The sequence below is a fragment of the Cryobacterium sp. GrIS_2_6 genome, from assembly GCF_035984545.1.
Classification (GTDB): domain Bacteria; phylum Actinomycetota; class Actinomycetes; order Actinomycetales; family Microbacteriaceae; genus Cryobacterium.
Window position 1 is genome coordinate 741,730 of the sequence record NZ_JAXCHP010000001.1, and the last position, 20,264, is coordinate 761,993.

The window sequence follows — 20,264 nt, forward strand, 5'->3', positions numbered from 1 at the left end:
TCGTGCGCTGACTACGCGTGCCCATTCGGCCAACACCTCCATTCGGTCCTTACTTCCTCGGAAGCCAGGCGGCGGTGCGCCGGGCACCAGGAGTCGTGATCGACCGATCAGGACACGAACCGATTGGCGTTTTGCCGCGTATGCGGTGCGCCGGACAAGGAGTACGGCTCATGGCCGTCGTCACCATCCGCCAGCTGCTCGACAGCGGCGTGCACTTTGGACACCAGACCCGTCGTTGGAACCCGAAGATGAAGCGATTCATCTTCACGGAGCGCTCGGGCATTTACATCATCGACCTGCAGCAGTCCCTCGGCTTCGTCGACAAGGCCTATGACTTCGTCAAGGAGACCGTCGCCCACGGCGGCACGATCCTCTTCGTCGGCACCAAGAAGCAGGCGCAGGAATCGATCTCCGAGCAGGCCATCCGTGTTGGCCAGCCGTACGTCAACCAGCGCTGGCTCGGTGGCCTCCTCACCAACTTCCAGACCGTCTCCAAGCGTCTGGCCCGCATGAAAGAGCTCGAAGAGCTCGACTTCGAGGACACCGCCAAGAGCGGGTTCACGAAGAAGGAAATGCTCATCAAGAAGCGCGAGCTCGTCAAGCTGCACAAGAGTCTCGGCGGTATCCGCAACCTTACGAAGACGCCGTCCGCGCTCTGGGTTGTCGACACCAACAAGGAGCACCTCGCCATCGACGAAGCCCGCAAGCTCGGCATCCCCGTCATCGCTATCCTCGACACCAACTGCGACCCCGACGACGTGCAGTACCCGATCCCGGGCAACGACGACGCCATCCGTTCCGTCGGCCTGCTGACCCGCATCATCGCGGACGCAGCAGCCGAGGGCCTGATCCAGCGCCACGCCAAGCCGGAGGCCGAAATCGAGCCCCTCGCCGCCTGGGAAGCAGAACTGCTGAAGACCGAGGATGTCGCCGCTACCGACGCCACCCCCGAGCAGTCCTCCGCCGAGACCGCTGAGGTCGCCGACGCAACCGTCGCCGCCGAGCAGGTCGTGGAAGAAGCAGCCGACGTGGCAGCCGTTGTTGCCGTCGAAGCTCCCGCCGAAGAAACCAAGTAAGGAACCCGGTATGGCCAGCATCAGCCTGCAAGACGTCAAAGCCCTCCGTGAACGCCTCGGTACGGGCATGGTCGACACCAAGAACGCCCTCGTCGAAGCCGACGGCGACATGGAGAAGGCCGTGGAGATCCTGCGTCTCAAGGGTGCGAAGGGCAACGCCAAGCGCGCTGACCGTTCCACCTCTGAGGGCCTCGTCGCCGCCAAGGAAATCGGCACGACCGCAACGTTGATCGAGCTCGCCTGCGAGACCGACTTCGTCGCCAAGGGTGTCAAATTCGGCGCCCTCGCCGAGAAGGTCCTGGACGCGGTCGCCGCTGCCGGTGCCACCTCGGTCGCCGAAGGCCTGGCCGCCCCCGCCGGCAGCCAGACCGTCGCCGAACTGATCGACGGCGAAGCCGCGATCATCGGTGAGAAGTTCGAGCTGCGTCGCGTCGCGTCCGTCACGGGTGAGAAGTTCGCGATCTACCTGCACAAGACCAGCAAGGACCTGCCCCCGCAGGTCGGCGTCGTCCTGGGCTACTCGGGAGAGGATGCTGACACCGCACGCAGCGTCGCCCAGCACATCTCCTTCGCGAACCCGGAGTACCTGGACCGCGAGAACGTCCCCGCCGACCTCGTCGAGGCCGAGCGCCGGATCGTCACCGAGATTTCGAAGAACGAGGGCAAGCCGGAAGCGGCACTGCCCAAGATCGTCGAAGGCCGCATCCACGCCTACTTCAAGCAGGTCGCCCTGCTCGAGCAGGACTACGCGAAGGACAACAAGCAGTCCGTCGCGCAGGTGCTGAAGGATGCCGGTCTCACGGTTTCCGGATTCGCCCGCTTCAAGGTCGGCGCCTAGGCAATAGGCTCGCAGTACCAATGATGGAGACCGGCCTGCGCGAGCAGGCCGGTCTCCATTGCTGTGTCCGCACTGAGTCGGCACGCAGTAGTTTTAGATCACGCACAACGGAAGGACCCCCAGGGCATGTCAGATTCGGGTAAGAAGCGCAGAGTCCTTCTCAAACTCTCCGGCGAAGCGTTCGGCGCAGGAAGCCTCGGCGTGAACCCGGATGTGATCAGCTCACTTGCCCGGGAAATCGCGGAGGCCGCACAGACCGTGGAGGTCGCCGTCGTCGTCGGCGGCGGAAACTTCTTCCGCGGTGCCGAACTGTCCCAGCGCGGAATGGACCGGGGTAGGGCTGACTACATGGGCATGCTCGGCACCGTGATGAACGCCCTCGCCCTCCAGGACTTCCTCGAGCAGGCCGGCGCCGAGACCCGGGTCCAGTCCGCGATCGCCATGACCCAGGTCGCCGAGCCGTACATTCCGCGCCGGGCCGAACGCCACCTCGAAAAGGGACGCGTCGTCATCTTCGGGGCCGGGGCTGGACTGCCGTACTTCTCCACGGACACGGTCGCGGCCCAGCGCGCGCTCGAAATCGGTGCCGACATCGTCCTCGTCGCCAAGAACGGCGTCGACGGCGTCTACTCGGCCGACCCGCGCACCGACCCGGACGCGGAAATGATCCACCACCTCACCTACCAGGACGCCCTGCAGCGCGGCCTGAAGGTCGTCGACTCAACCGCCTTCAGCCTCTGCATGGACAACGGGATGCCGATGCAGGTCTTCGGAATGGCGCCGCAGGGCAATGTGACGGCCGCCATCCTCGGAGCCGATCTGGGAACCCTCGTCTCCAACTAAACTTGTCGATGTCACCTGCGGTCGAAACGGCCCCAGGTCGAAGTAACCAGGTCGAAATCACCAGGTCGAAGCCTCAACGAAGGAGTTACCGTGATCGCGGATGTTCTGTCCGATGCAAGCGCACGAATGCACAAGGCCCTCGAAGCCGCCAAAGACGATTTCGGGACCGTGCGCACTGGACGGGCGAACCCCCAGATGTTCGCGAAGATCCTGGTGAACTACTACGGATCCCAGACACCGCTCGAGCAGCTCGCATCCCTGCAGAACCCTGAGGCACGCACGCTCCTGATCGGACCGTATGACAAGGGTGCCCTGCGCGACATCGAGCAGGCCATCCGGGACACCCCGAACCTGGACGCCAACCTCGGCAACGACGGCAACGTCATCCGGGCGACCCTGCCGGAACTCACGGCCGACCGCCGCAAGGAATACGTCAAGATCGTACGGACCAAGGCGGAAGACGCCAAGATCTCCGTGCGCAACCTGCGACGCAAGGCGAAGGACGAACTCGATGCGCTGAAGAGCGAAGTCGGTGACGACGACGTGGCCCGCGCGGAGAAGGAGCTCGAGCAGATCACGAAGACCCACGTCGACGCGATCGACACCGCGCTCAAGCACAAAGAGGCCGAACTCCTCGAGATTTAAGGGCGGAGCCAGCGTCATGACGCACGAGCCACGCGACGAAACCGGCGACACCGCACCGGTTCCTCCCAAGCGACCCCATGGGGCCGGCAGTTCGGAGTTCCGGGCGCAGGTCCACGCCGCCCGCAACGACCTCGAACGGCAGATGCAGTCCACCCGCGCGGACATCGAACGCCAGATGCAGGCGACGCGAGCGCAGCTGGACGCGACCAACGAGCGGATCGCCGCTCGAACAGGTCGCAACCTGATCCTTGCGACCCTGATCGGCCTCGCTCTCGGTCTCTTCATGCTGGTGAGCCTGATCTTCATCAAGCAACTCTTCATGGTCTGCGCGGCCGTGTTTGTCGGCTTCACGGCCTTCGAGCTCGCGCAGGCCCTCAGACAGTCCGGACGCAACGTGCCGCGCATCGCGGTCGTCATCGCCGCGGTCTCCGTCGTCCCTGCGGCCTTCTACTGGGGAGCGAGCGGCCAGTTCCTCGTCACCCTCGCCGGAATCGTCTTCATCGGCCTGTGGCGGGTGTGCCTGCTACTCAGCCCCGAGCGCCGTGGGACCGCGCGGTCGGTGCTCGGCGACATCGGTGCCGGTTTCTTCATCCAGACCTACGTCGTCTTCCTCGGTAGCTTCGCCGTTCTCCTCGTCGCGCAGCCGGACGGGCAATGGTGGACTCTCGCCTTCCTGCTCCTGGTGATATCCAATGACACCGCGGCCTATGCCAGCGGGCTGTCCTTCGGCAAGCACCGCATGGTGCCGACGATCAGTCCGAAGAAGACCTGGGAAGGCTTCGCGGGCGCTGGCCTGGCCTGCCTCGTCGTCGGTGTGGTGCTGTCCCTGTTCATGATCGGGGAACCCTGGTGGTTCGGCCTGGTCTTCGGGCTCGTCATCCTGCTGAGCGCCACCTTCGGCGACCTCGCCGAGTCGCTGATCAAGCGCGACCTCGGCATCAAGGACATGAGTTCCTGGCTTCCCGGCCACGGCGGTTTCCTCGACCGGATGGACTCGATTCTTCCCTCGGCGGCCGCAACCTACGCGCTGTATCTCATCTTCCGCTGACGCAGGGAAGCACCCCCGGTGGGGGCGCGCTTTCGACAGCGGCGTCCCCCGTGGGGCAGAATGATCCAGTGAGCACCACATTCCCCCGGGCCGGCAAGAAGACGCTCGGCTATAACGTCACCCAGGTCGACGATTTCCTGGCGAGTGCGCGTCGCGCGTACGACGCAAGCGACGACGCCGAGCCCTTGACGGCCGAAAGCATCCGCCACACTGCGTTCTCGATGCAGAAGGGCGGCTACTCGTCCGCACACGTCGATGCCGCCCTCGAACGCCTCGAGGACGCATTCGCCGTGCGCGATCGCGAACGTGAGGCGGGAGCCCACGGCAAGCAGGCCTGGCTCGAAAGTGCCCGCGACCGAGCGCAGGAGCTCGTGAACCGACTCGGACGCCCGGCGGGGCACCGTTTCGGCCGAGTCAGCTTCCTGAGTGTCGGGTACAACCGGGCGGATGTCGACCGGTTCGCGAACAAACTCACCAAGTACTTCGAAGACGGTTTTCCGATCACGGCCGACGATGTGCGTTCGGCCGTTTTCCGCCCGCAGCGCGGCGGATATCGGGAAATCCAGGTCGATGTCGTACTCGACAGCGTCGTCGACGTGATGCTCGCGGTTCGGTGAATCTCGCACCGTTATCTGGCTGTTATCCGAAATCTGGGTTAGGCTCGAGAAATCGTGGGAAGACACCTAAGCGTAATTGAGTCCGGGAATACCACCACTCCGACAATTCGGAGGGTCAAGAAACCTCGACCTCGTGCCCGTGTCCTGTTCCTCTTCGCCTTCACGGCAGCCGCAGCCTTCGTGCTCGTGACCGTCGTCGATCCGTACTCCGGCGCGACGGCATCGCCGTACTACCAGTCGGCCGGCGGCCGCTTCGCAGGCCAGGCCACGCAGGTCGTCCAGGTGAACGGCTCATATTCCAACACGATCGTGCGCGAGTCATACGCCGTCACCGAGAAGCCCAAGCCGGCCCCGGTTCCCGTCGTGGTCGCGGCCAAGTCGTCGAGCAAGTCGAGTTCGAGCGCTTCGGCGCCGACCGCCGCGGTGGCGAACCCCGGCTCTGCTCAGGCATACGCTGCCGGGGCCGTCGCCGCGCGCGGCTGGGGCGAGGACCAGTACAGCTGCCTCGTCGCACTCTGGAACAAGGAATCCGGCTGGCGCGTCAACGCGGAAAACGGCAGCGGCGCCTACGGCATTCCGCAGGCACTGCCCGGTTCCAAGATGGCGTCTGCGGGCGCCGACTGGGCCACGAACGCGGGCACCCAGATCGAATGGGGCCTCGGCTACATCACCGGCCGCTACGGCACTCCCTGCGGCGCCTGGGCGCACTCCGTCGACTCCGGCTGGTACTAGAGGTCCCTGCTGCCGCACGGCGCGCTTCGCCGCGCCCGCCGACCCGACGTAGACTGACCCAATGCCACGCAGCAATCATCCGAGGGGTCGCAGGCCCGGTCCGGACGATGCCGGCGAGGATGACAGCCTCGACCGCTTGCGGGCCGGCTGGCGTCGAACCGAGGAACGGCGCGATGGCCTCTGGACCGTTCAGCCAGTGACGGCGAGCAGGGCGACGAAGAGTTACGTCTGTCCCGGATGCAATCTCGAGATCGCACCGAAGACTCCTCATCTCGTCGCGTGGCGCGCGGACGGGCTCATGGGAGAGGCCGCCGACCTGGCGGGGCGCCGGCACTGGCACGGCCACTGCTGGAGAATCAGATGATGCCGGGCGACACCGGCACGAGGGAGACACCGTGAGTTCCACCGTGGCCGAGATCCGGGGCGGCATCGAACTGCCCGCCCGCCGCGAGCACATCGAGCTGCACACGAGTGACGGCCTCACCCTGGTGGGGGAACTGGCCGTGCCGCTCGACCGCGAGCCGGTCGCGACACTCGTGACGCTGCATCCGCTGCCGACTCACGGCGGATTCATGGACTCGCACATCCTCCGCAAGGCGGCAGGGCGCCTGCCTGCCCTCGCCGACCTCGCCGTGCTGCGGTTCAACACCCGGGGGACGACCTCACCACGGGGCACGAGCGGCGGAAGTTTCGACCACGGCAATGCCGAACGGCTCGACGTCGCGGCGGCCATGGCGTTCGTCGCCCAGCGGAAGCTCCCCAACCCCTGGCTTGTCGGCTGGTCCTTCGGCACAGAACTCGCGATCAAGTACGGCCTCGAGCATCCGATCCTGGGGGCGATCCTGTTGTCCCCGCCGCTGCACCGTGCGACGGATGCGGAACTGGCGGCCTGGGCGGGCAACTCGCGCAGGCTCGTGGCGATCATCCCCGAGCACGACGACTACCTGCGACCAGAGGCCGCCAGGGAACGGTTCAGGAGCGTCCCGGAGGCCCTGTTCATCGCGATCGACGGAGGCAAGCACCTGTGGGTGGGGGAGACCCAGACCAAGCGCATCCTCAACGAGATCGTCGCCGTCGTGAACCCGGCGGCCGCACCGCTTCCGACCGAGTGGCTCGGCTGATCGAGCTGCGAGCACGGGTCAGAGCTCGTTCTGGCGGGGAATCACGACCTGCTTGATGATCATGAGCACGGCGGCGGCGACCGGGATCGCGATGAGCGCGCCGAGGATACCGAGCAGTGACCCGCCCGCGAGGGCCGCGACGACGACGACGGCGCCGGGTACCGACACGGCGCGTCGCATGATGTTGGGGCTGAGAACATAGGCCTCGACCTGCATGTACACGATGTAATAGATCGCCGCGACCAGGGCCGTGAGGGTCGAACTGCCGATCCCAGGGATCAGGCACGCGAGCACGATGATGACCGAACCGCTGATCGTTCCGACGAGCGGGATCAGGGACCCCAGGAAGGCGATCACGGCGAGCAGGGCGGGGAAGGGGGCGCCGATGATCGACAGGAACGTGAAGCTCAGCACGCCGTTGCATGAGGCGAGGGCGGCCTGCCCAACGACGAAGCGACCGACGGACGTCGTGATCTGCTCGCTGAGGTCGGCGAACCGTTCACGCTTCGAGGCAGGTACGAGCTGGTAGGTCGCGGTCTTCAGGCTGTGCAGTGACGCTGTGAAGTAGAGCGACAGGATCACGATGATCAGGGCACCGAACAATCCGCTGACCACGGCTAGCCCGGACTGGATGATCGCGGTGGTGATCGTCGTTACGTTTGTGCTCACGTAGTCGGTGATCGACTTCACGATCCCGGAAACGGGGAGCGCCGGAAACTGTTTCTGGATGTCCGACAGGAACGTCGACGAGTTAACGGACCTGACCAGCTCGGGAATAGCCTGCGACAGTTTCGTGATCTGGTCGACGATAATCGGGACGATCGCGAAGATGACCCCCGTCAGCACGCCGACGACCGCGATCAGGACGGCGAGTATCGCCGCCCACCGCGGAAAACCCTTCTTCTCGAGCCAGGACACCGAAGGGTCCAGTCCGAGCGCGATGAACAGGGCAGCACCAATGTAGGTGATGATCGTCGACAGGCTGACAATCGAGCTGAGGATCAGGATTCCCACCCCGACCCCGAGGGTACCGACCAGGCCCAGGCGGAACGCGTTCTGGATTTTCACTCGGATCTCCTCGGGATGGCGGTGGTGTTCAATCGTCCAGTGCTGTGACCTTTTCCGCCTGCGTGAGGAGGCCTCGCAGGCTCTCGAAGTAGCCGGCGACCGAGTCGCGCTCAATCCTAATCTGGGAGAGGCGCTCCTCCGCGTCAGCGACGAGTGCGCGTGTCCGCTTCTCGGCCTCGGCGATGAGCGCGGTGGCGCGGGCCTCCGCGTCCTGGACGATCTGCTCGGCATGGGCTTCCGCGGCCAGGCGGGCCGTCTTCGCCTTTGCGCGGGCGCCGGAGTCCAGCTGCTCGTTGAGGGCCCGCAACTCGAGGGTGCGCTGGTTGGTCTCCGCGAGCTGCTTCAAGGCGTCGTCGAGGAACTTCTGGGTTTGGGCGACGGCCTCCTGGTGCCGGGCCAGATGACCCTGCTCCGCCTCGTCGCGGCGGGCCTTGAGCTCGACGTCGAGGTCCGCGCGAGTCTGGTCGATGTCGCGGCGCAGGCGGGCCTGTTCGTGCTCTCCGCGCTTGCGCTCGGCCGTGAGCTGGTTGTCCAGGTCGATCCTGAGCTGTTCACCGTCGGCGGTGAAGTCCGCGCGTACCTGCTCGTTCTCCCTGGCGAGGTCGGCGGCGACCTGCTCGGCCCTCGCGGCCTGGGCGGCGCGAGCCTTCTCGAGCTCCTGGGCGAGGGCTGCGCGTTGGCGGGCGAGGTCGAGCGCGAGTTCGGTCTCGGCCTGCTCACGTTCGATGCCGAGGTCGATGCGGGCCTGGTCGAGCTCGCGTGCGAGGTCCGTGCGGGCCTGTTCGATCTCCGCAGCGAGAGCCGTGTGCGTCTGCTCGGTCTCGTGGGCGAGGTCGATGGCGGCCTGCTCTGCTTCCCTGGCGCTGTTGAAGCGGGCCTGCCCGGTCTCCGCGGTGAGGTCGATCCTGGCCTGTTCGGTCTCCCTGGCCAGATCCGCGCGCTGCTGGTCGAGCTCAAGGGCGACCTCGGCCCTGGTGAGTTCGGTTTCGCGCGTCAGACCGGCGGCGATTTCACGGGCGTCCGTCGCCTCGCGTTGCGCGACGACGCGCACCTCGGCTGCCTCACGCTCCGCCTCTGAGCGGATGGCGGCGACCTCGCGCTTGACCGTGGCCCGGAGCTCCGCGGCCTCTGTAGCGACGGCACCGCGGATTGCGGCTGCTTCCTGCACGGCGTCGCCGGTTACCGTCGTGTAGTCGTCATGAGCACGTGCGAGCAGGTCATCGGCTTCGGCGCGGGCGTCGTCGAGGAGGCGGCTGGCCTTGACCGTCGCATCCGAGAGGGCTCGCTCTGCGCGTTCTGTCGCCTCGCGGCGCAGTGTGTCGACTTCACTCGCAGCGGAGGCGCGGAGGCGCTCGGCGTCGATGTCGGCCTGGGCGATCACCCTGGTGGACTGTTCCTCAGCGACCCGAAGGGTGTTCTCGAGCTTCGTGCCGAGTCCGGAGAAGGTGGGACTTCCGACCTCTTCGATCTCGGCGTTCAGGTCGTCGATGTGCGCGGTGAGGCGCTTGATTTCCTTGTTGGCTTCCGTACCCTGGCTATTCGCCTGGATCAGGTCACGACGCAGACCCTGGATTGCCTTGTCGACCTCTTCTTTGTCATAGCCACGGAAAACCTGGGTGAAATCAGCTTCGTCGATCGCCACGCTATCTCCTTGTATTGAAACTCTGACCCCGCATTTAGTCCGGCCAAGGGGGCCACGACAATTTTAGTGGGTTGACGCAGCGGCCGCGTGTCCCGTCTACAGGGGTCTATTAGGCAGCTTTCAGGACGAGACAGTATCGTGGAATGTCCTGTCCGCTGCTTCCCGGACCCGCTCCGGGTTCAAGCACCCGTGTGTGCGGAGCGGCTGGCGACACAGGAGGGTATCAGTGCGTTTCCTTTTTGCCATCGTGGCGCTCGTCCTAGCGGGTGTGATGATCGTGCTCGGCATTGCCCAGAGGACGGTTTTCCTCGAACCCGCGACGAGTAGCCTGAGCGCGACCATTGCCGCCGACGCTCCGTATGCTGTGATCGATTCCAGTGCCCTGACGGAGCACCCGGGTGCTCAGACCGTCACCCTCTCCGGGTCCGACACCGTGTTCGCGGCATATGGCCGCACGGCGGATGTGAAGGCGTGGCTGGCCGGACACGACTACGTCAGCATCCACTCGACCGAGGAGAACGGGCCCGGCCTCGGAAGCGACACCGTCGTCGCAGACACCGAAGTTCCCGCAGGCACGGCGCCGGTCGCCGCAGCGACCGTGACGAACCCGGCCGGTTCAGACCTCTGGCTGGAGGAATTCACCGGCACGAAGGAACTCACGGCGACAGTGAACCTGCCTGAAGGCATTTCGATGATCGTCGCCTCTGACGGCACCAACCCCGCGCCGTCGTCGGCGAGCATCACCTGGCCCGTGGACAACTCGACCCCCTGGGCCGGTCCGCTGATCATGGGCGGGGCCATCCTCGCCCTGGTCGGGCTCATCCTGTACCTGTGGGCGCTCCTCCACCTGCGCAGGTCGCACGGCCCGCGCCGCAACCTGCCCAAAGGTCCACGGATGCCGCGACTTCCGCGCGCGCCCCGTCCCAAGTCCATCAAGGCGAGCGAGATCACCGGTCGACGGTCGATCGGGCGGTCCCTGATCGCCGTCGTTCCGATGCTTCTTGTGTCCGGACTCGTGCTCACCGGATGCTCTGCGGAATTCTGGCCGGGCAGCACCCCGACCGATGCGGCCTCCGTCAGCCCGACGCCTGACGCGAGCGGGGCGGCCGTCGTGACCAAGGACGTGCCTCCGGCCGCCGTGACGGTGCCGCAGCTCGAGCGGATCATGACCAAGATCTCCGCGGTCGCAGCGGACGGCGACAAGAACCTGAGCGCAGATATTCTCGCGACCCGATTCACCGGTCCCGCCTTCGACCAGCGCCTCGCCAACTACAAGGTGCGGGCCATCGCCCCCGACTTCCCCGCACTCGCCACTCTCCCGGCCGGCCCGCTCACGCTCTCGCTTCCGCAACAGTCTGCGACCTGGCCCCGGGTCGTGATGACCGTCGTGCAGAACAAGGACACCCCGGATGTCGCGCCGACCGTCGTCGTGCTCCGCCAGGAGTCGGCACGGGCGAGCTACCTCGTCGAATACGCGGTGCAGCTCGAGCCCTCAGCGAAGATCCCGGACCTGGCCCCCGCCACGATCGGCGCACCTATCATCGCCCCTGACTCGAAACTGATGCTCCTGCCGCCCGACCAGGTTGCGGCCGCATACGCGGACATCCTCAGCAATGGCGAGGCGAGCCCGTCGTTCGCCCTGTTCGATGCGACCGGGGACAGCTTCCGCACGCAGATCGACGCGAACAAGGCGGACAAGAAAGCCAAGCTGCCGACGACGGCGTCGATCGAATTCGGTGCCAAGGCGAGCACAGGCCCCACGATCGCCCTCGCGACGAACGACTCGGGTAGCATCGTCGCGGTGAGCCTCGAGGAGACGGAAACCGTCAAACCCGTTGACGCAGCTGCGACGGTCAGCCCCGGCGAGGGCGCGGTCGCGAGCAAGGCGCTCTCCGGCCTCACCGCCACCGCGAAGGGCTTCAAGAACACCTATGCCGACCAGCTTCTGTTCCACGTTCCCGCCGCCGGTTCGAGCGATAAAATTGTCCTCCTTGGCTTTGCCCAAGGACTGATCTCGTCTACGGAGCTTCCATGAGCATTGTCCCCCCGTCCGCCGCCAGCATGCGCGGTGCCGTCGATCTGTCCTCCCTCCTGAACCGGCCGCCGGCACCGGCGGCCGGGGGAGCGGGCTCAACCGGAGCTCCCGGGCAGGCAGGTCAGGCCGGAGCCGTTCCGGTTCCGAGTCTCGTGTTCCAGGGAACGGACGCGAACTTCGGCGAGATCCTCAATCTGTCGGCGAATGTTCCGGTCATCGTCGATCTGTGGTCGGCGCGCAGCGAGCAGAGCGCCGAGCTGACCCTCGTCCTCACCAGGCTGATCCTTGAGTTCGGCGGCCGGTTCGTGCTCGCCACGGTCGACGTGGACACCAACCCGCAGCTGGTCCAGGCCTTCCAGGCCCAGTCTATCCCGACCGTCGCCGCGGTCATCGGCGGCCAGCCCGTCGCGCTCTTCAACGGCGTGATCGCGGAGGATCAGGTCCGTGCGGTCCTCGAGCGGGTACTCGTGCTCGCGGCGGAGCACGGCGTCGTCGGGACGGCGGTCGCTCCGGAGGGAGCGGATGCGGCGACCCCGGTCGCCCCTCCGGAACCCGAACTCCCGCCGCACCACGTCGAGGCCTATGAGGCGATCGAACGGGGCGACTACGCCGCCGCGAGCGCGATCTACAAGACGGCGCTCGCCAGGGATCCCCGGGACAACCTCTCCGTCGCCGGCCTCGCCCAGGTGGGGCTGCTCGCCCGGCTCCAGGGCAAGACGCTCGCGGAGATCCGGGCAGCGGCCGCGGCCGCGCCGGATGACCTCGAGGCGCAGCTCCTCGTCGCCGACCTCGATCTTTCCGGCGGGCACGTCGAGGATGCCTTCGACCGGCTCCTCACGCTCTTTCCCGCCCAGGACGCCGCGGCCAAGAACCGCATCCGCGAACGCATCCTCGACCTGTTCGAGGTCGTCGGCCAGGACGACCCCAGGGTCGCCCCCACGCGCAAGCGCCTGACCATGCTGCTCTACTAGCGCTCATACCGTTCGCGAAAGCGGGTGAATCGTCGTTCCGGCCCAACCAGACCGACGATTCACCCGCTTTCGCGGTCAGCGGCGCAGGCGCAGCCAGACGCCGGCGAGGGCAGGGAGCGTGACGAGGGCGGATGCCGGTCGTCCGGTCCATGGTTCCTCTGTCGCCGTGACCTGGCCGAGGTTCCCCATCCCGGAACCGCCGAAATTCTGCCCGTCCGTGTTCAGGATCTCGTCCCACACGCCCGCGAACGGCAGCCCCACCCGGTAACCGGTGTGCGGCTGGCCGGCGAAGTTGAACACGCACGCGATCGGCGTGCCCGAGTCGTCCCAGCGGAGGAACGAGACGACGTTCTGCGCAGCGGCCCCTCCATCGAGCAACTCGAACCCGGCAGGGTCGGTATCGCGTTCCCAGAGCGCCGCGTTGCCCCGGTAGACCCGGTTCAGCTCGCCGACGAGGGTGAACAGGCCGCGATGGGGGGACTGGTCGAGCAGCCACCAGTCGAGGCCACGCGATTCGCTCCATTCCTGGAGCTGGCCGAATTCCTGGCCCATGAACAGGAGCTGCTTGCCCGGGTGAGCCCACATGAAGGACAGGTACACCCGCACGTTCGCGAGCTTCTGCCAGTCGTCTCCCGGCATCCGGGTGACGAGGGAGCCCTTTCCGTGCACGACCTCATCATGGCTGATCGGCAGGAGGAAATTCTCGCTGAACGCGTAGACGAATGAGAAGGTGATCTCGTTGTGGTGGTACGAGCGGTACATCGGGTCGATGCTCGTGTACTCGAGAGAGTCGTGCATCCAGCCCATGTTCCATTTGAAGCCGAAACCCAGTCCGCCGCGACTGGTCGGAGCCGTGACGCCGCCCCAGTTGGTGGATTCCTCGGCGATCATGACCGTGCCAGGGTTGCGCTTGTATGCCGTCGCGGTGACCTCCTGCAGGAGACTGATCGCCTCGAGGTTCTCGTTTCCGCCGTAGATGTTCGGCTCCCACTGGCCGTCCTCGCGGGAGTAGTCGAGGTACAGCATCGACGCGACCGCGTCCACGCGGAGACCGTCGATGTGGAACTCCTCGAGCCAGTAGAGCGCGTTCGCGACGAGGAAGTTCCGCACCTGGGTCTGGCCGAAGTCGAAGACGTAGGTTCCCCAGTCCATCTGCTCGCCGCGGCGGGGATCCGCGTGCTCGTAGAGCGCCTGGCCGTCGAAACGGGCGAGGGCGAAGTCGTCTTTGGGGAAGTGCCCGGGCACCCAGTCCATGATCACGCCGATGCCGGACTGGTGCAGCCGGTCGATCAGGTAGCGCAGGTCGTCCGGGTGGCCGAACCTGCTGGTCGGGGCGTAGTAGCCGGTGACCTGGTAGCCCCACGACCCGCCGAAGGGATGCTCGGCGAGCGGCATGAACTCGACATGCGTATACGCGAGCTCGTGCAGGTAGTCGATCAGCTGGTCGGCGAGGTCCCGGTAGCCGAGCCCGGGGCGCCAGGATCCGACGTGCATCTCGTAGATGCTCATCGGCCGTTTGTGGGCCTGGGTCCTGGCCCGCTCGGCGAGCCACTCCGCATCCGCCCACTGGTAGTGCGTCTCGCCGATGACCGATGCGGTCATGGGGGGCACCTCGGTGTACCTGGCCATCGGGTCGGCCTTGCGCACCCACTCGCCGGACTGGGCGAGAAGTTCGAATTTGTAGTTCGATCCGGGGTGCAAGCCGGGGACGAAGAGCTCCCAGACGCCCGTGCTGCCCATGTTGCGCATGGCGTGCAGGATGCCGCTCCAGGAGTTGAAATCACCGATCACTCGCACGGCCTGCGCGTGCGGAGCCCACACTGAGAACGACGTGCCGGCGACCAGACCGGCCGTTTCGTCGGTCGGGAGAGGAGCCACGGTTGCACCGGAATGATAGTGGGCTCCGAGCACGTCCCAGAGTCGCTCGTGCCTGCCCTCGCCGATGAGGTGCAGGTCGAGTTCGCCGAGTGTCGGCAGGAAGCGGTACGGGTCGTCGACGATCCAGGTGGGGGCGTCGGGATACCGGGCCTCGAGCTCGTATGCCTGGAGGCCGACGGTGCTCACGCCCTGCCAGACTCCGTAGCCGATGTGCACGAGCTCGATGTGGGCGCCGGACTCGAGGATCGCGAAGACCTCGCTCGCGAGCGGACGCAGCGCACGGATGACGGTGAGCGGGTCCGCGATCGTCGTCCCGCCGATCAGGTGCTGCCCGAGGATCTCGTGGGGGTTGTAGTGGCGTGCCTCGGCGATCGCCTGCAGGATGCCCGGGGGAACCACGGGCACGGTGGCGGGGCGGGGGGTCGTCGGCGTCATCGTACTGCTCCTCTGACGTGCAGGATGTGTACCGGTTCGGTAGCGGCATCCAGTCGCACGAAGTTGTCTGCTGTCCAGGTCCAGATGGCACCGGTGATCAGTTCCTCGACCTCGAAGACCGTGCCGGGCTCGAGCCCGAAACGGGTCACGTCGAGGCGAACCATGGTCTCGCGCACCGAATGCGGGTCGACATTCACGACGACGATGATCGCGTCGCTTGTCCCGGTGCCGGTGTGTGCGGCGTCGAGGTATTTGCTGTACACGAGTACGGCGCCGTCGTCACTCGTGTGCAGGTCGAGGTTCCGCAGCTGGCCGAGTGCGGGATGGGCGCGGCGGATGGCATTGAGCAACGACACGTACGGAGCGAGGGACTCGCCCGCCGCTTCCGCCGCCGCGAAATCGCGCGGGCGATACTCGTACTTCTCATTGTCGATGTTCTCCTCGGCGCCCGGGCGCGGCACGCTTTCGAAGAGCTCGAAACCGGCGTACATACCCCAGGTCGGGGCGGCCGTCGCTGCGAGGGCCGCCCGGATCTTGAAGGCGGCGTGGCCGCCGACCTGGAGGAACTCGGAGAGGATGTCCGGGGTGTTCACGAAGAGGTTCGGGCGGTAGAAGTCCGCCGTCGTCGTAGCGAGGCCGTGGAAGAACTCCTCGAGCTCGGTCTTCGTGTTGCGCCAGGTGAAATAGCTGTACGACTGCTGGAATCCGACCTTGCCGAGCGCCTGCATGAGCGCAGGGCGGGTGAACGCCTCTGCGAGGAAGATCACGTCGGGGTTCTCTTCGGTGACCCGGTTGATCAGCCACTCCCAGAAATCGAGGGGCTTGGTGTGCGGGTTGTCGACGCGGAAGATCCGCACGCCGAGGCTCATCCAGTACCGCACGATCCGCAGCACCTCGGCACGGATGCCGGCCGGATCGTTGTCGAAATTGATCGGGTAGATGTCCTGGTACTTCTTGGGCGGGTTCTCGGCGTAGGCGATGCTGCCGTCCGGGAGGGTGGTGAACCATTCAGGGTGCTCGGTCACCCAGGGGTGGTCCGGCGAGGCCTGCAGTGCGAGGTCGAGGGCGACCTCGAGGTTGTTCTCCCCTGCAGCGGCGAGGAAGTGCCGGAAGTCGTCGACAGTGCCGAGGTCCGGGTGGATGGCGTCGTGGCCGCCGTCTTCCGATCCGATCGCCCAGGGCGAGCCGGGATCGTTCGGCCCAGCGTTGAGGGTGTTGTTCGGGCCCTTGCGGTATGAACGGCCGATCGGGTGGATCGGCGGCAAGTAGAGCACATCGAAGCCCATCGCGGCGACACCGGGGAGGCGGTCCTCTGCGGTGCGGAAGGTTCCACTCTGCCAGGAGTGGTCCGCGCGCTGCACGGCGCCCTCTGAGCGGGGGAAGAACTCGTACCAAGAGCCGACGCCGGCCCGGGTGCGCTCCACCCGTACGGCGCGCTGTGCCGACGTCGACGACAGTCCGGCGAGTGGGCGTGCGGTGATGAAGGCGTTGAGCGAGGGGGTGTCCAGCAGGGCGAGGCGATCGTCGACCGAGATGCCCGGGTTCACGAGGTCCGCTGCGGCGTGGGCGAAAACGCGACGCTCGGCGGCCGGACGGCGTTTGTCCGTTCCGGCCGCGGCGAGGAGTACGGAACCCTCGAGGAAAGTCAGCTCGATGTCGATCCCGGCGGGGACCTTGATCTCGGCGGTGTGGCGCCACGTGGCCCACCCATCGGCCCAGGCGCGCACCCGGTACTGCCAGATGCCCTGCCTTCCGAGTGTGACGAGGGCTGTCCACCTGTCGGTGCCCGGGGCCCCCGGGTGCATCGGATGCTCGGACCGGTTCCCCTCGGGATCCGTCAGGAGCAGGGTGACCCCGATCAGGTCGTGACCCTCACGGAATGCCGTGGCCGCGAAGGGCACGGCCTCCCCGACGAAGGCCTGCGCCGGCCACCGGTTGTCGGCCAGCTGGGGTGCGAGGTCCAGGATCGGAATACGGGTGATGCGCGTCGGTTCCTCTTTGCCTCGCCTGCCTTGACCCGCAGGGGGAGCCAGGTCCGTGTCGGCGTCGGCGTCTGCCACGGATTCGGGAACAACATTTGCACGTTTAGCTGTCTTTGCCACAAGATGACCGTAGCGCGAATTGTGCGGTTTCCGGGGGAGGAACGGGACAGAGGCCTGCCAGCGCCTCTAGGCTGGGACGGTGAAGGCGATCCGTAAATTTACAGTCCGCACCGTCGTGCCCGAGGCTCTAGCAGCCCTCGATGAGCTTGCCGGTAACCTGCGCTGGTCCTGGCACGAGCCGACCCGCCAACTCTTCGAACACATCTCACCCGAGTTGTGGCGCGAGATCGGCACTGATCCCGTTGCCCTGCTCGGCGCCGTCGATCCGGCCCGGCTCGTGGCGCTCGCCGCGGACCACGAATACGTCTCCTGGGTCAACTCGATCAGGGACGGGCTGCGTTCCTATCTGCAGGAACCGCGCTGGTACCAGGGCCTCGAGGGCGACAAGCCGGCGTCGATCGCCTACTTCTCCCCGGAGTTCGGCATCGCCGCTGCGCTCCCGCAGTACTCCGGCGGCCTCGGGATCCTCGCGGGTGACCACCTGAAGAGCGCCTCAGACCTGGGCGTCCCTCTTATCGGCGTCGGCCTGTTCTACCGGGCAGGCTACTTCAGCCAGGCGATCTCTCCGGACGGCTGGCAGATCGAGAGCTACCCCCTGCTCGATCCCGACGGGCTGCCCCTGTCTGTGCTGCGCCGTGCCGACGGCTCCGCCGTGCAGGTCTCGCTCGCCCTCCCCGACAACCGTACCCTGCACGCCCGGGTCTGGCAGGCGAACGTCGGCCGCATCCGCCTGCTCATGCTCGATACGGACATCCCCGAGAACGCGGACGACCTGCGCCTTGTCACGGACCGACTTTACGGCGGCGGCGGCGAGCACCGGCTGCTGCAGGAACTGCTCCTCGGCATCGGCGGCGCCCGCGCCGTCAAGGTCTGGAGTGCCCTCAACAACCGGCCGGAACCCGAGGTATTCCACACCAACGAAGGCCATGCCGGCTTCCTCGGCCTCGAACGCATCTCGAGCCTGATCGGTGACGGACTGAGTTTCGCCGAGGCCCTTCAGGTCGCGCGGGCGGGAACGGTGTTCACTACCCACACACCCGTGGCCGCGGGAATCGACCGGTTCGAGCGCAGCCTCGTGCAGCGGTACTTCGAGACCGACCTCCTCCCCGGTGTCGGCGTCGACGAGCTCCTCGCTCTCGGCGCGGAGAACTATCCGGGCGGGTCTCCCGACGTCTTCAACATGGCGCTGATGGGCCTGCGGCTCGGCCAGCGCGCCAACGGCGTCTCCAAGCTGCACGGCGAGGTCAGCCGACGGATGTTCAAGGGACTCTGGCCGGGCTTCGACGCCGAGGACGTTCCGATCGATTCGATCACCAACGGTGTGCATGCCCCGACCTGGACGGACCCTTCGCTGCTTCACCTCGCCGAGGACCGCCTGGGTACGAGCGATACCTCTGAGGCCGACTGGGCGTCGCCCGCGATCACCGACGACGACCTCTGGGCCGTGCGTGGCACGATGCGCCTGCAGTTCGTAGAGGACGCCCGCCGGCGCATCGCCGCGGCCTGGCTCGTGCAGAACCCGGGCGGCATTGTGCCGGGCTGGATCGGCCAGGTCTTCGACCCGAAGGTGCTCACGATCGGGTTCGCCCGCCGGGTACCGACGTACAAGCGGCTGACCCTGATGCTGCACGACCCCGAGCGGCTCCGTGCCCTGTTGCTGCACCCGGAGCACCCGATCCAGATCGTGATCGCCGGCAAGTCGCACCCCGCCGACGAAGAGGGCAAGCGCCTCATCCAGAAGGTCGTGCAGTTCGCGGCCGACCCGGAGCTGCGCACCCGCATCGCGTTCCTGCCCGATTACAACATCGGCATGGCCCAGCTGATGTACCCCGGCACGGATGTCTGGCTGAACAATCCGCTGCGTCCCCTGGAGGCCTGTGGCACCTCGGGAATGAAGGCGGCACTCAACGGAGCGCTGAACCTCTCGATCCTCGACGGCTGGTGGCCTGAGTACTACGACGGCAAGAATGGCTGGGCTATCCCGTCGGCTGATGCCGCTGGCGACTCCGCCGAGAGGGACCGGATCGAAGCCGACGCGCTCTACGAGCTCATCGAACACCATGTCGCTCCCCGCTTCTACGACCGCAACAGCGACGGTGTTCCCGAACGCTGGGTCGCCTCCATCCGGCACACCCTCGCCACCCTTTCCCCGGAACTCAACGCCGGCCGGATGGTGCGCCAGTACGTGCAGAAGCTCTACCGTCCTGCCGGGGCCGCCGAGGCGCGCCTGTCCGCGAACAACTACCGCGCTGCGCGCGAACTCGCCGTGTGGAAGGGGCGCATCGTCGCCAAGTGGCCGGGCGTCTCCGTCGCCCACGTCGAATCCGGCGGGGTCGCCGCCGTTCCCAAGGTCGGCGACGAACTGCACCTGCGTGCCCATGTGCAGCTCAACGGACTCGACCCCGCAGATGTGACCGTCGAGGTCGTCTACGGGAAGAGCCTGGCCAACGATGAGCTGAGCGGCGTGCACACCCTTGCGCTCGAGGCGGTCGTCGACCCGGATACCGCGGACGTCTCCGACACGCCCGAGCAGGGCGGTGCGACCCTCTTCACGGGGACGGTCGCGCTCGACCGAGGCGGCGCGTTCGGGTACACGGTGCGCGTCGTCCCGAAGAACGACCTGCTGGTGAGCTCGGCCGAGATGGGCCTGATCGCCGTAGCCGGCTAGCGCGCGATGGGGGCGGTGAGGGCGTCGGTGGCGGCGAGGAGGTCCGCCGGCGCCAGCTCGATGTCGAACCCGCGACGCCCGCCGGACACGAACACGGTGTCGTACAGCAGGGCGGTCTCGTCGACTACGGTCGCGAGCCGGGTCTTCTGCCCGACCGGGCTGATGCCGCCGAGCACGTAGCCGGTCTTCCGCTCGGCGAGTTTCGGGTCGGCCATCACGGCCTTCTTGGCGCCGGCCGCGTGTGCCAGGGCCTTGAGGTCGAGCTGGCCGGCGACCGGCACGACGGCGACGACGAGCGTGCCATCGGCATCCGCCAGCAGGGTCTTGAACACCCTGGCCGGGTCAAGCCCGAGTTTGGCAGCGGCCTCGAGGCCGTACCCCGTCGCCGACGGGTCGTGGTCATAGGCGTGCGGCGTGAAACGGATGCCCGCGTGTGTGAGCGCGACCGTCGCGGGAGTCCCACCGGCGCCGTCGTGCTTCTTCACCACTGCAATTTCTTCAACACTGCGGATTCTCCACGACAGCGACGCCTCCACGTTTCCGCA

General features: G+C 66.7%; 17 protein-coding genes. 12 read left to right on the plus strand and 5 right to left on the minus strand.

Features of this window, described 5'->3' with window-relative positions; translation table 11 throughout:
- Positions 1-170: 170 nt before the first annotated feature.
- The 9 genes from rpsB to RCH22_RS03630 all read left to right on the plus strand — a co-directional run bounded on the left by rpsB (position 171) and on the right by RCH22_RS03630 (position 6,920).
- Entirely contained in the window at positions 171-1,076 is a 906-nt protein-coding gene (rpsB, locus tag RCH22_RS03590; protein WP_327012878.1) for a 30S ribosomal protein S2, read from the plus strand.
- A gap of 10 nt (positions 1,077-1,086) precedes the next feature.
- The gene (tsf, locus tag RCH22_RS03595) at positions 1,087-1,914 is read left to right on the plus strand and encodes a translation elongation factor Ts (protein ID WP_134447626.1); all 828 of its coding nucleotides are present in this window, start codon (positions 1,087-1,089) and stop codon (positions 1,912-1,914) included.
- A gap of 126 nt (positions 1,915-2,040) precedes the next feature.
- Entirely contained in the window at positions 2,041-2,757 is a 717-nt protein-coding gene (pyrH, locus tag RCH22_RS03600; RefSeq protein WP_327012879.1) for a UMP kinase, read from the plus strand.
- A gap of 90 nt (positions 2,758-2,847) precedes the next feature.
- Complete coding sequence (gene frr / locus RCH22_RS03605) at positions 2,848-3,402, plus strand: ribosome recycling factor (RefSeq protein WP_134532305.1); 555 nt, start codon at positions 2,848-2,850, stop codon at positions 3,400-3,402.
- 142 nt (positions 3,403-3,544) lie between these two features.
- Positions 3,545-4,450: a phosphatidate cytidylyltransferase gene (locus RCH22_RS03610; RefSeq protein WP_327015452.1), complete on the plus strand. Its 906-nt coding sequence runs from the start codon at positions 3,545-3,547 to the stop codon at positions 4,448-4,450.
- Positions 4,451-4,518: 68 nt separating this feature from the next.
- Positions 4,519-5,067, plus strand: coding sequence for a DivIVA domain-containing protein (locus tag RCH22_RS03615; protein WP_327012880.1), 549 nt, complete (start codon positions 4,519-4,521; stop codon positions 5,065-5,067).
- Positions 5,068-5,253: 186 nt separating this feature from the next.
- Positions 5,254-5,799: a lytic transglycosylase domain-containing protein gene (locus RCH22_RS03620; RefSeq protein ID WP_327012881.1), complete on the plus strand. Its 546-nt coding sequence runs from the start codon at positions 5,254-5,256 to the stop codon at positions 5,797-5,799.
- Between the two features lie 61 nt (positions 5,800-5,860).
- Positions 5,861-6,163 carry a hypothetical protein gene (locus RCH22_RS03625; RefSeq protein WP_327012882.1) on the plus strand — a complete coding sequence of 101 codons (303 nt, stop codon included), beginning with the start codon at positions 5,861-5,863 and terminating at the stop codon, positions 6,161-6,163.
- A gap of 31 nt (positions 6,164-6,194) precedes the next feature.
- Positions 6,195-6,920: an alpha/beta fold hydrolase gene (locus tag RCH22_RS03630; RefSeq protein WP_327012883.1), complete on the plus strand. Its 726-nt coding sequence runs from the start codon at positions 6,195-6,197 to the stop codon at positions 6,918-6,920.
- A gap of 18 nt (positions 6,921-6,938) precedes the next feature.
- Here RCH22_RS03630 and RCH22_RS03635 read toward each other — a convergent pair whose 3' ends face one another.
- Positions 6,939-7,988, minus strand: coding sequence for an AI-2E family transporter (locus tag RCH22_RS03635; protein ID WP_327012884.1), 1,050 nt, complete (start codon positions 7,986-7,988; stop codon positions 6,939-6,941).
- Positions 7,989-8,016: 28 nt separating this feature from the next.
- Positions 8,017-9,630 (minus strand): DivIVA domain-containing protein, encoded by a 1,614-nt coding sequence (locus RCH22_RS03640; protein WP_327012885.1) that lies wholly within the window; start codon positions 9,628-9,630, stop codon positions 8,017-8,019.
- Between the two features lie 226 nt (positions 9,631-9,856).
- Here RCH22_RS03640 and RCH22_RS03645 point away from each other — a divergent pair, with 226 nt between their 5' ends.
- Both RCH22_RS03645 and RCH22_RS03650 read left to right on the plus strand, forming a co-directional pair.
- Positions 9,857-11,665: a hypothetical protein gene (locus tag RCH22_RS03645; protein ID WP_327012886.1), complete on the plus strand. Its 1,809-nt coding sequence runs from the start codon at positions 9,857-9,859 to the stop codon at positions 11,663-11,665.
- Entirely contained in the window at positions 11,662-12,636 is a 975-nt protein-coding gene (locus RCH22_RS03650; RefSeq protein ID WP_327012887.1) for a tetratricopeptide repeat protein, read from the plus strand. Before RCH22_RS03645 ends, RCH22_RS03650 begins: the two co-directional genes overlap by 4 nt.
- A 75-nt stretch (positions 12,637-12,711) precedes the next feature.
- Here RCH22_RS03650 and glgB read toward each other — a convergent pair whose 3' ends face one another.
- Together glgB and RCH22_RS03660 are read right to left on the minus strand one after the other, a co-directional pair.
- A complete protein-coding gene (glgB, locus tag RCH22_RS03655) occupies positions 12,712-14,949 on the minus strand; it encodes a 1,4-alpha-glucan branching protein GlgB (protein WP_327012888.1) in 2,238 nt (745 codons plus the stop codon).
- The gene (locus RCH22_RS03660) at positions 14,946-17,051 is read right to left on the minus strand and encodes an alpha-1,4-glucan--maltose-1-phosphate maltosyltransferase (protein WP_327012889.1); all 2,106 of its coding nucleotides are present in this window, start codon (positions 17,049-17,051) and stop codon (positions 14,946-14,948) included. The genes glgB and RCH22_RS03660 overlap by 4 nt, the downstream gene beginning before the upstream one ends.
- 79 nt (positions 17,052-17,130) lie before the next feature.
- Between RCH22_RS03660 and glgP the strand changes: the two genes are divergently transcribed.
- A complete protein-coding gene (glgP, locus tag RCH22_RS03665; RefSeq protein WP_327012890.1) occupies positions 17,131-19,719 on the plus strand; it encodes an alpha-glucan family phosphorylase in 2,589 nt (862 codons plus the stop codon).
- Here the strand turns inward: glgP and ybaK are convergent.
- The gene (gene ybaK, locus RCH22_RS03670) at positions 19,716-20,207 is read right to left on the minus strand and encodes a Cys-tRNA(Pro) deacylase (protein ID WP_134532286.1); all 492 of its coding nucleotides are present in this window, start codon (positions 20,205-20,207) and stop codon (positions 19,716-19,718) included. The two genes, glgP and ybaK, sit on opposite strands and share 4 nt — an antisense overlap.
- Positions 20,208-20,264: the final 57 nt, after the last annotated feature.

Bases quoted from the DNA above. Each gene is read 5' to 3' on its own strand.
- rpsB (WP_327012878.1), top strand. From the start codon at position 171: ATGGCCGTCGTCACCATCCGCCAGCTGCTCGACAGCGGCGTGCACTTT.
- tsf (WP_134447626.1), top strand. From the start codon at position 1,087: ATGGCCAGCATCAGCCTGCAAGACGTCAAAGCCCTCCGTGAACGCCTC.
- pyrH (WP_327012879.1), top strand. From the start codon at position 2,041: ATGTCAGATTCGGGTAAGAAGCGCAGAGTCCTTCTCAAACTCTCCGGC.
- RCH22_RS03610 (WP_327015452.1), top strand. From the start codon at position 3,545: ATGCAGTCCACCCGCGCGGACATCGAACGCCAGATGCAGGCGACGCGA.
- RCH22_RS03625 (WP_327012882.1), top strand. From the start codon at position 5,861: ATGCCACGCAGCAATCATCCGAGGGGTCGCAGGCCCGGTCCGGACGAT.
- RCH22_RS03650 (WP_327012887.1), top strand. From the start codon at position 11,662: ATGAGCATTGTCCCCCCGTCCGCCGCCAGCATGCGCGGTGCCGTCGAT.
- glgB (WP_327012888.1), bottom strand. From the start codon at position 14,949: ATGACGCCGACGACCCCCCGCCCCGCCACCGTGCCCGTGGTTCCCCCG.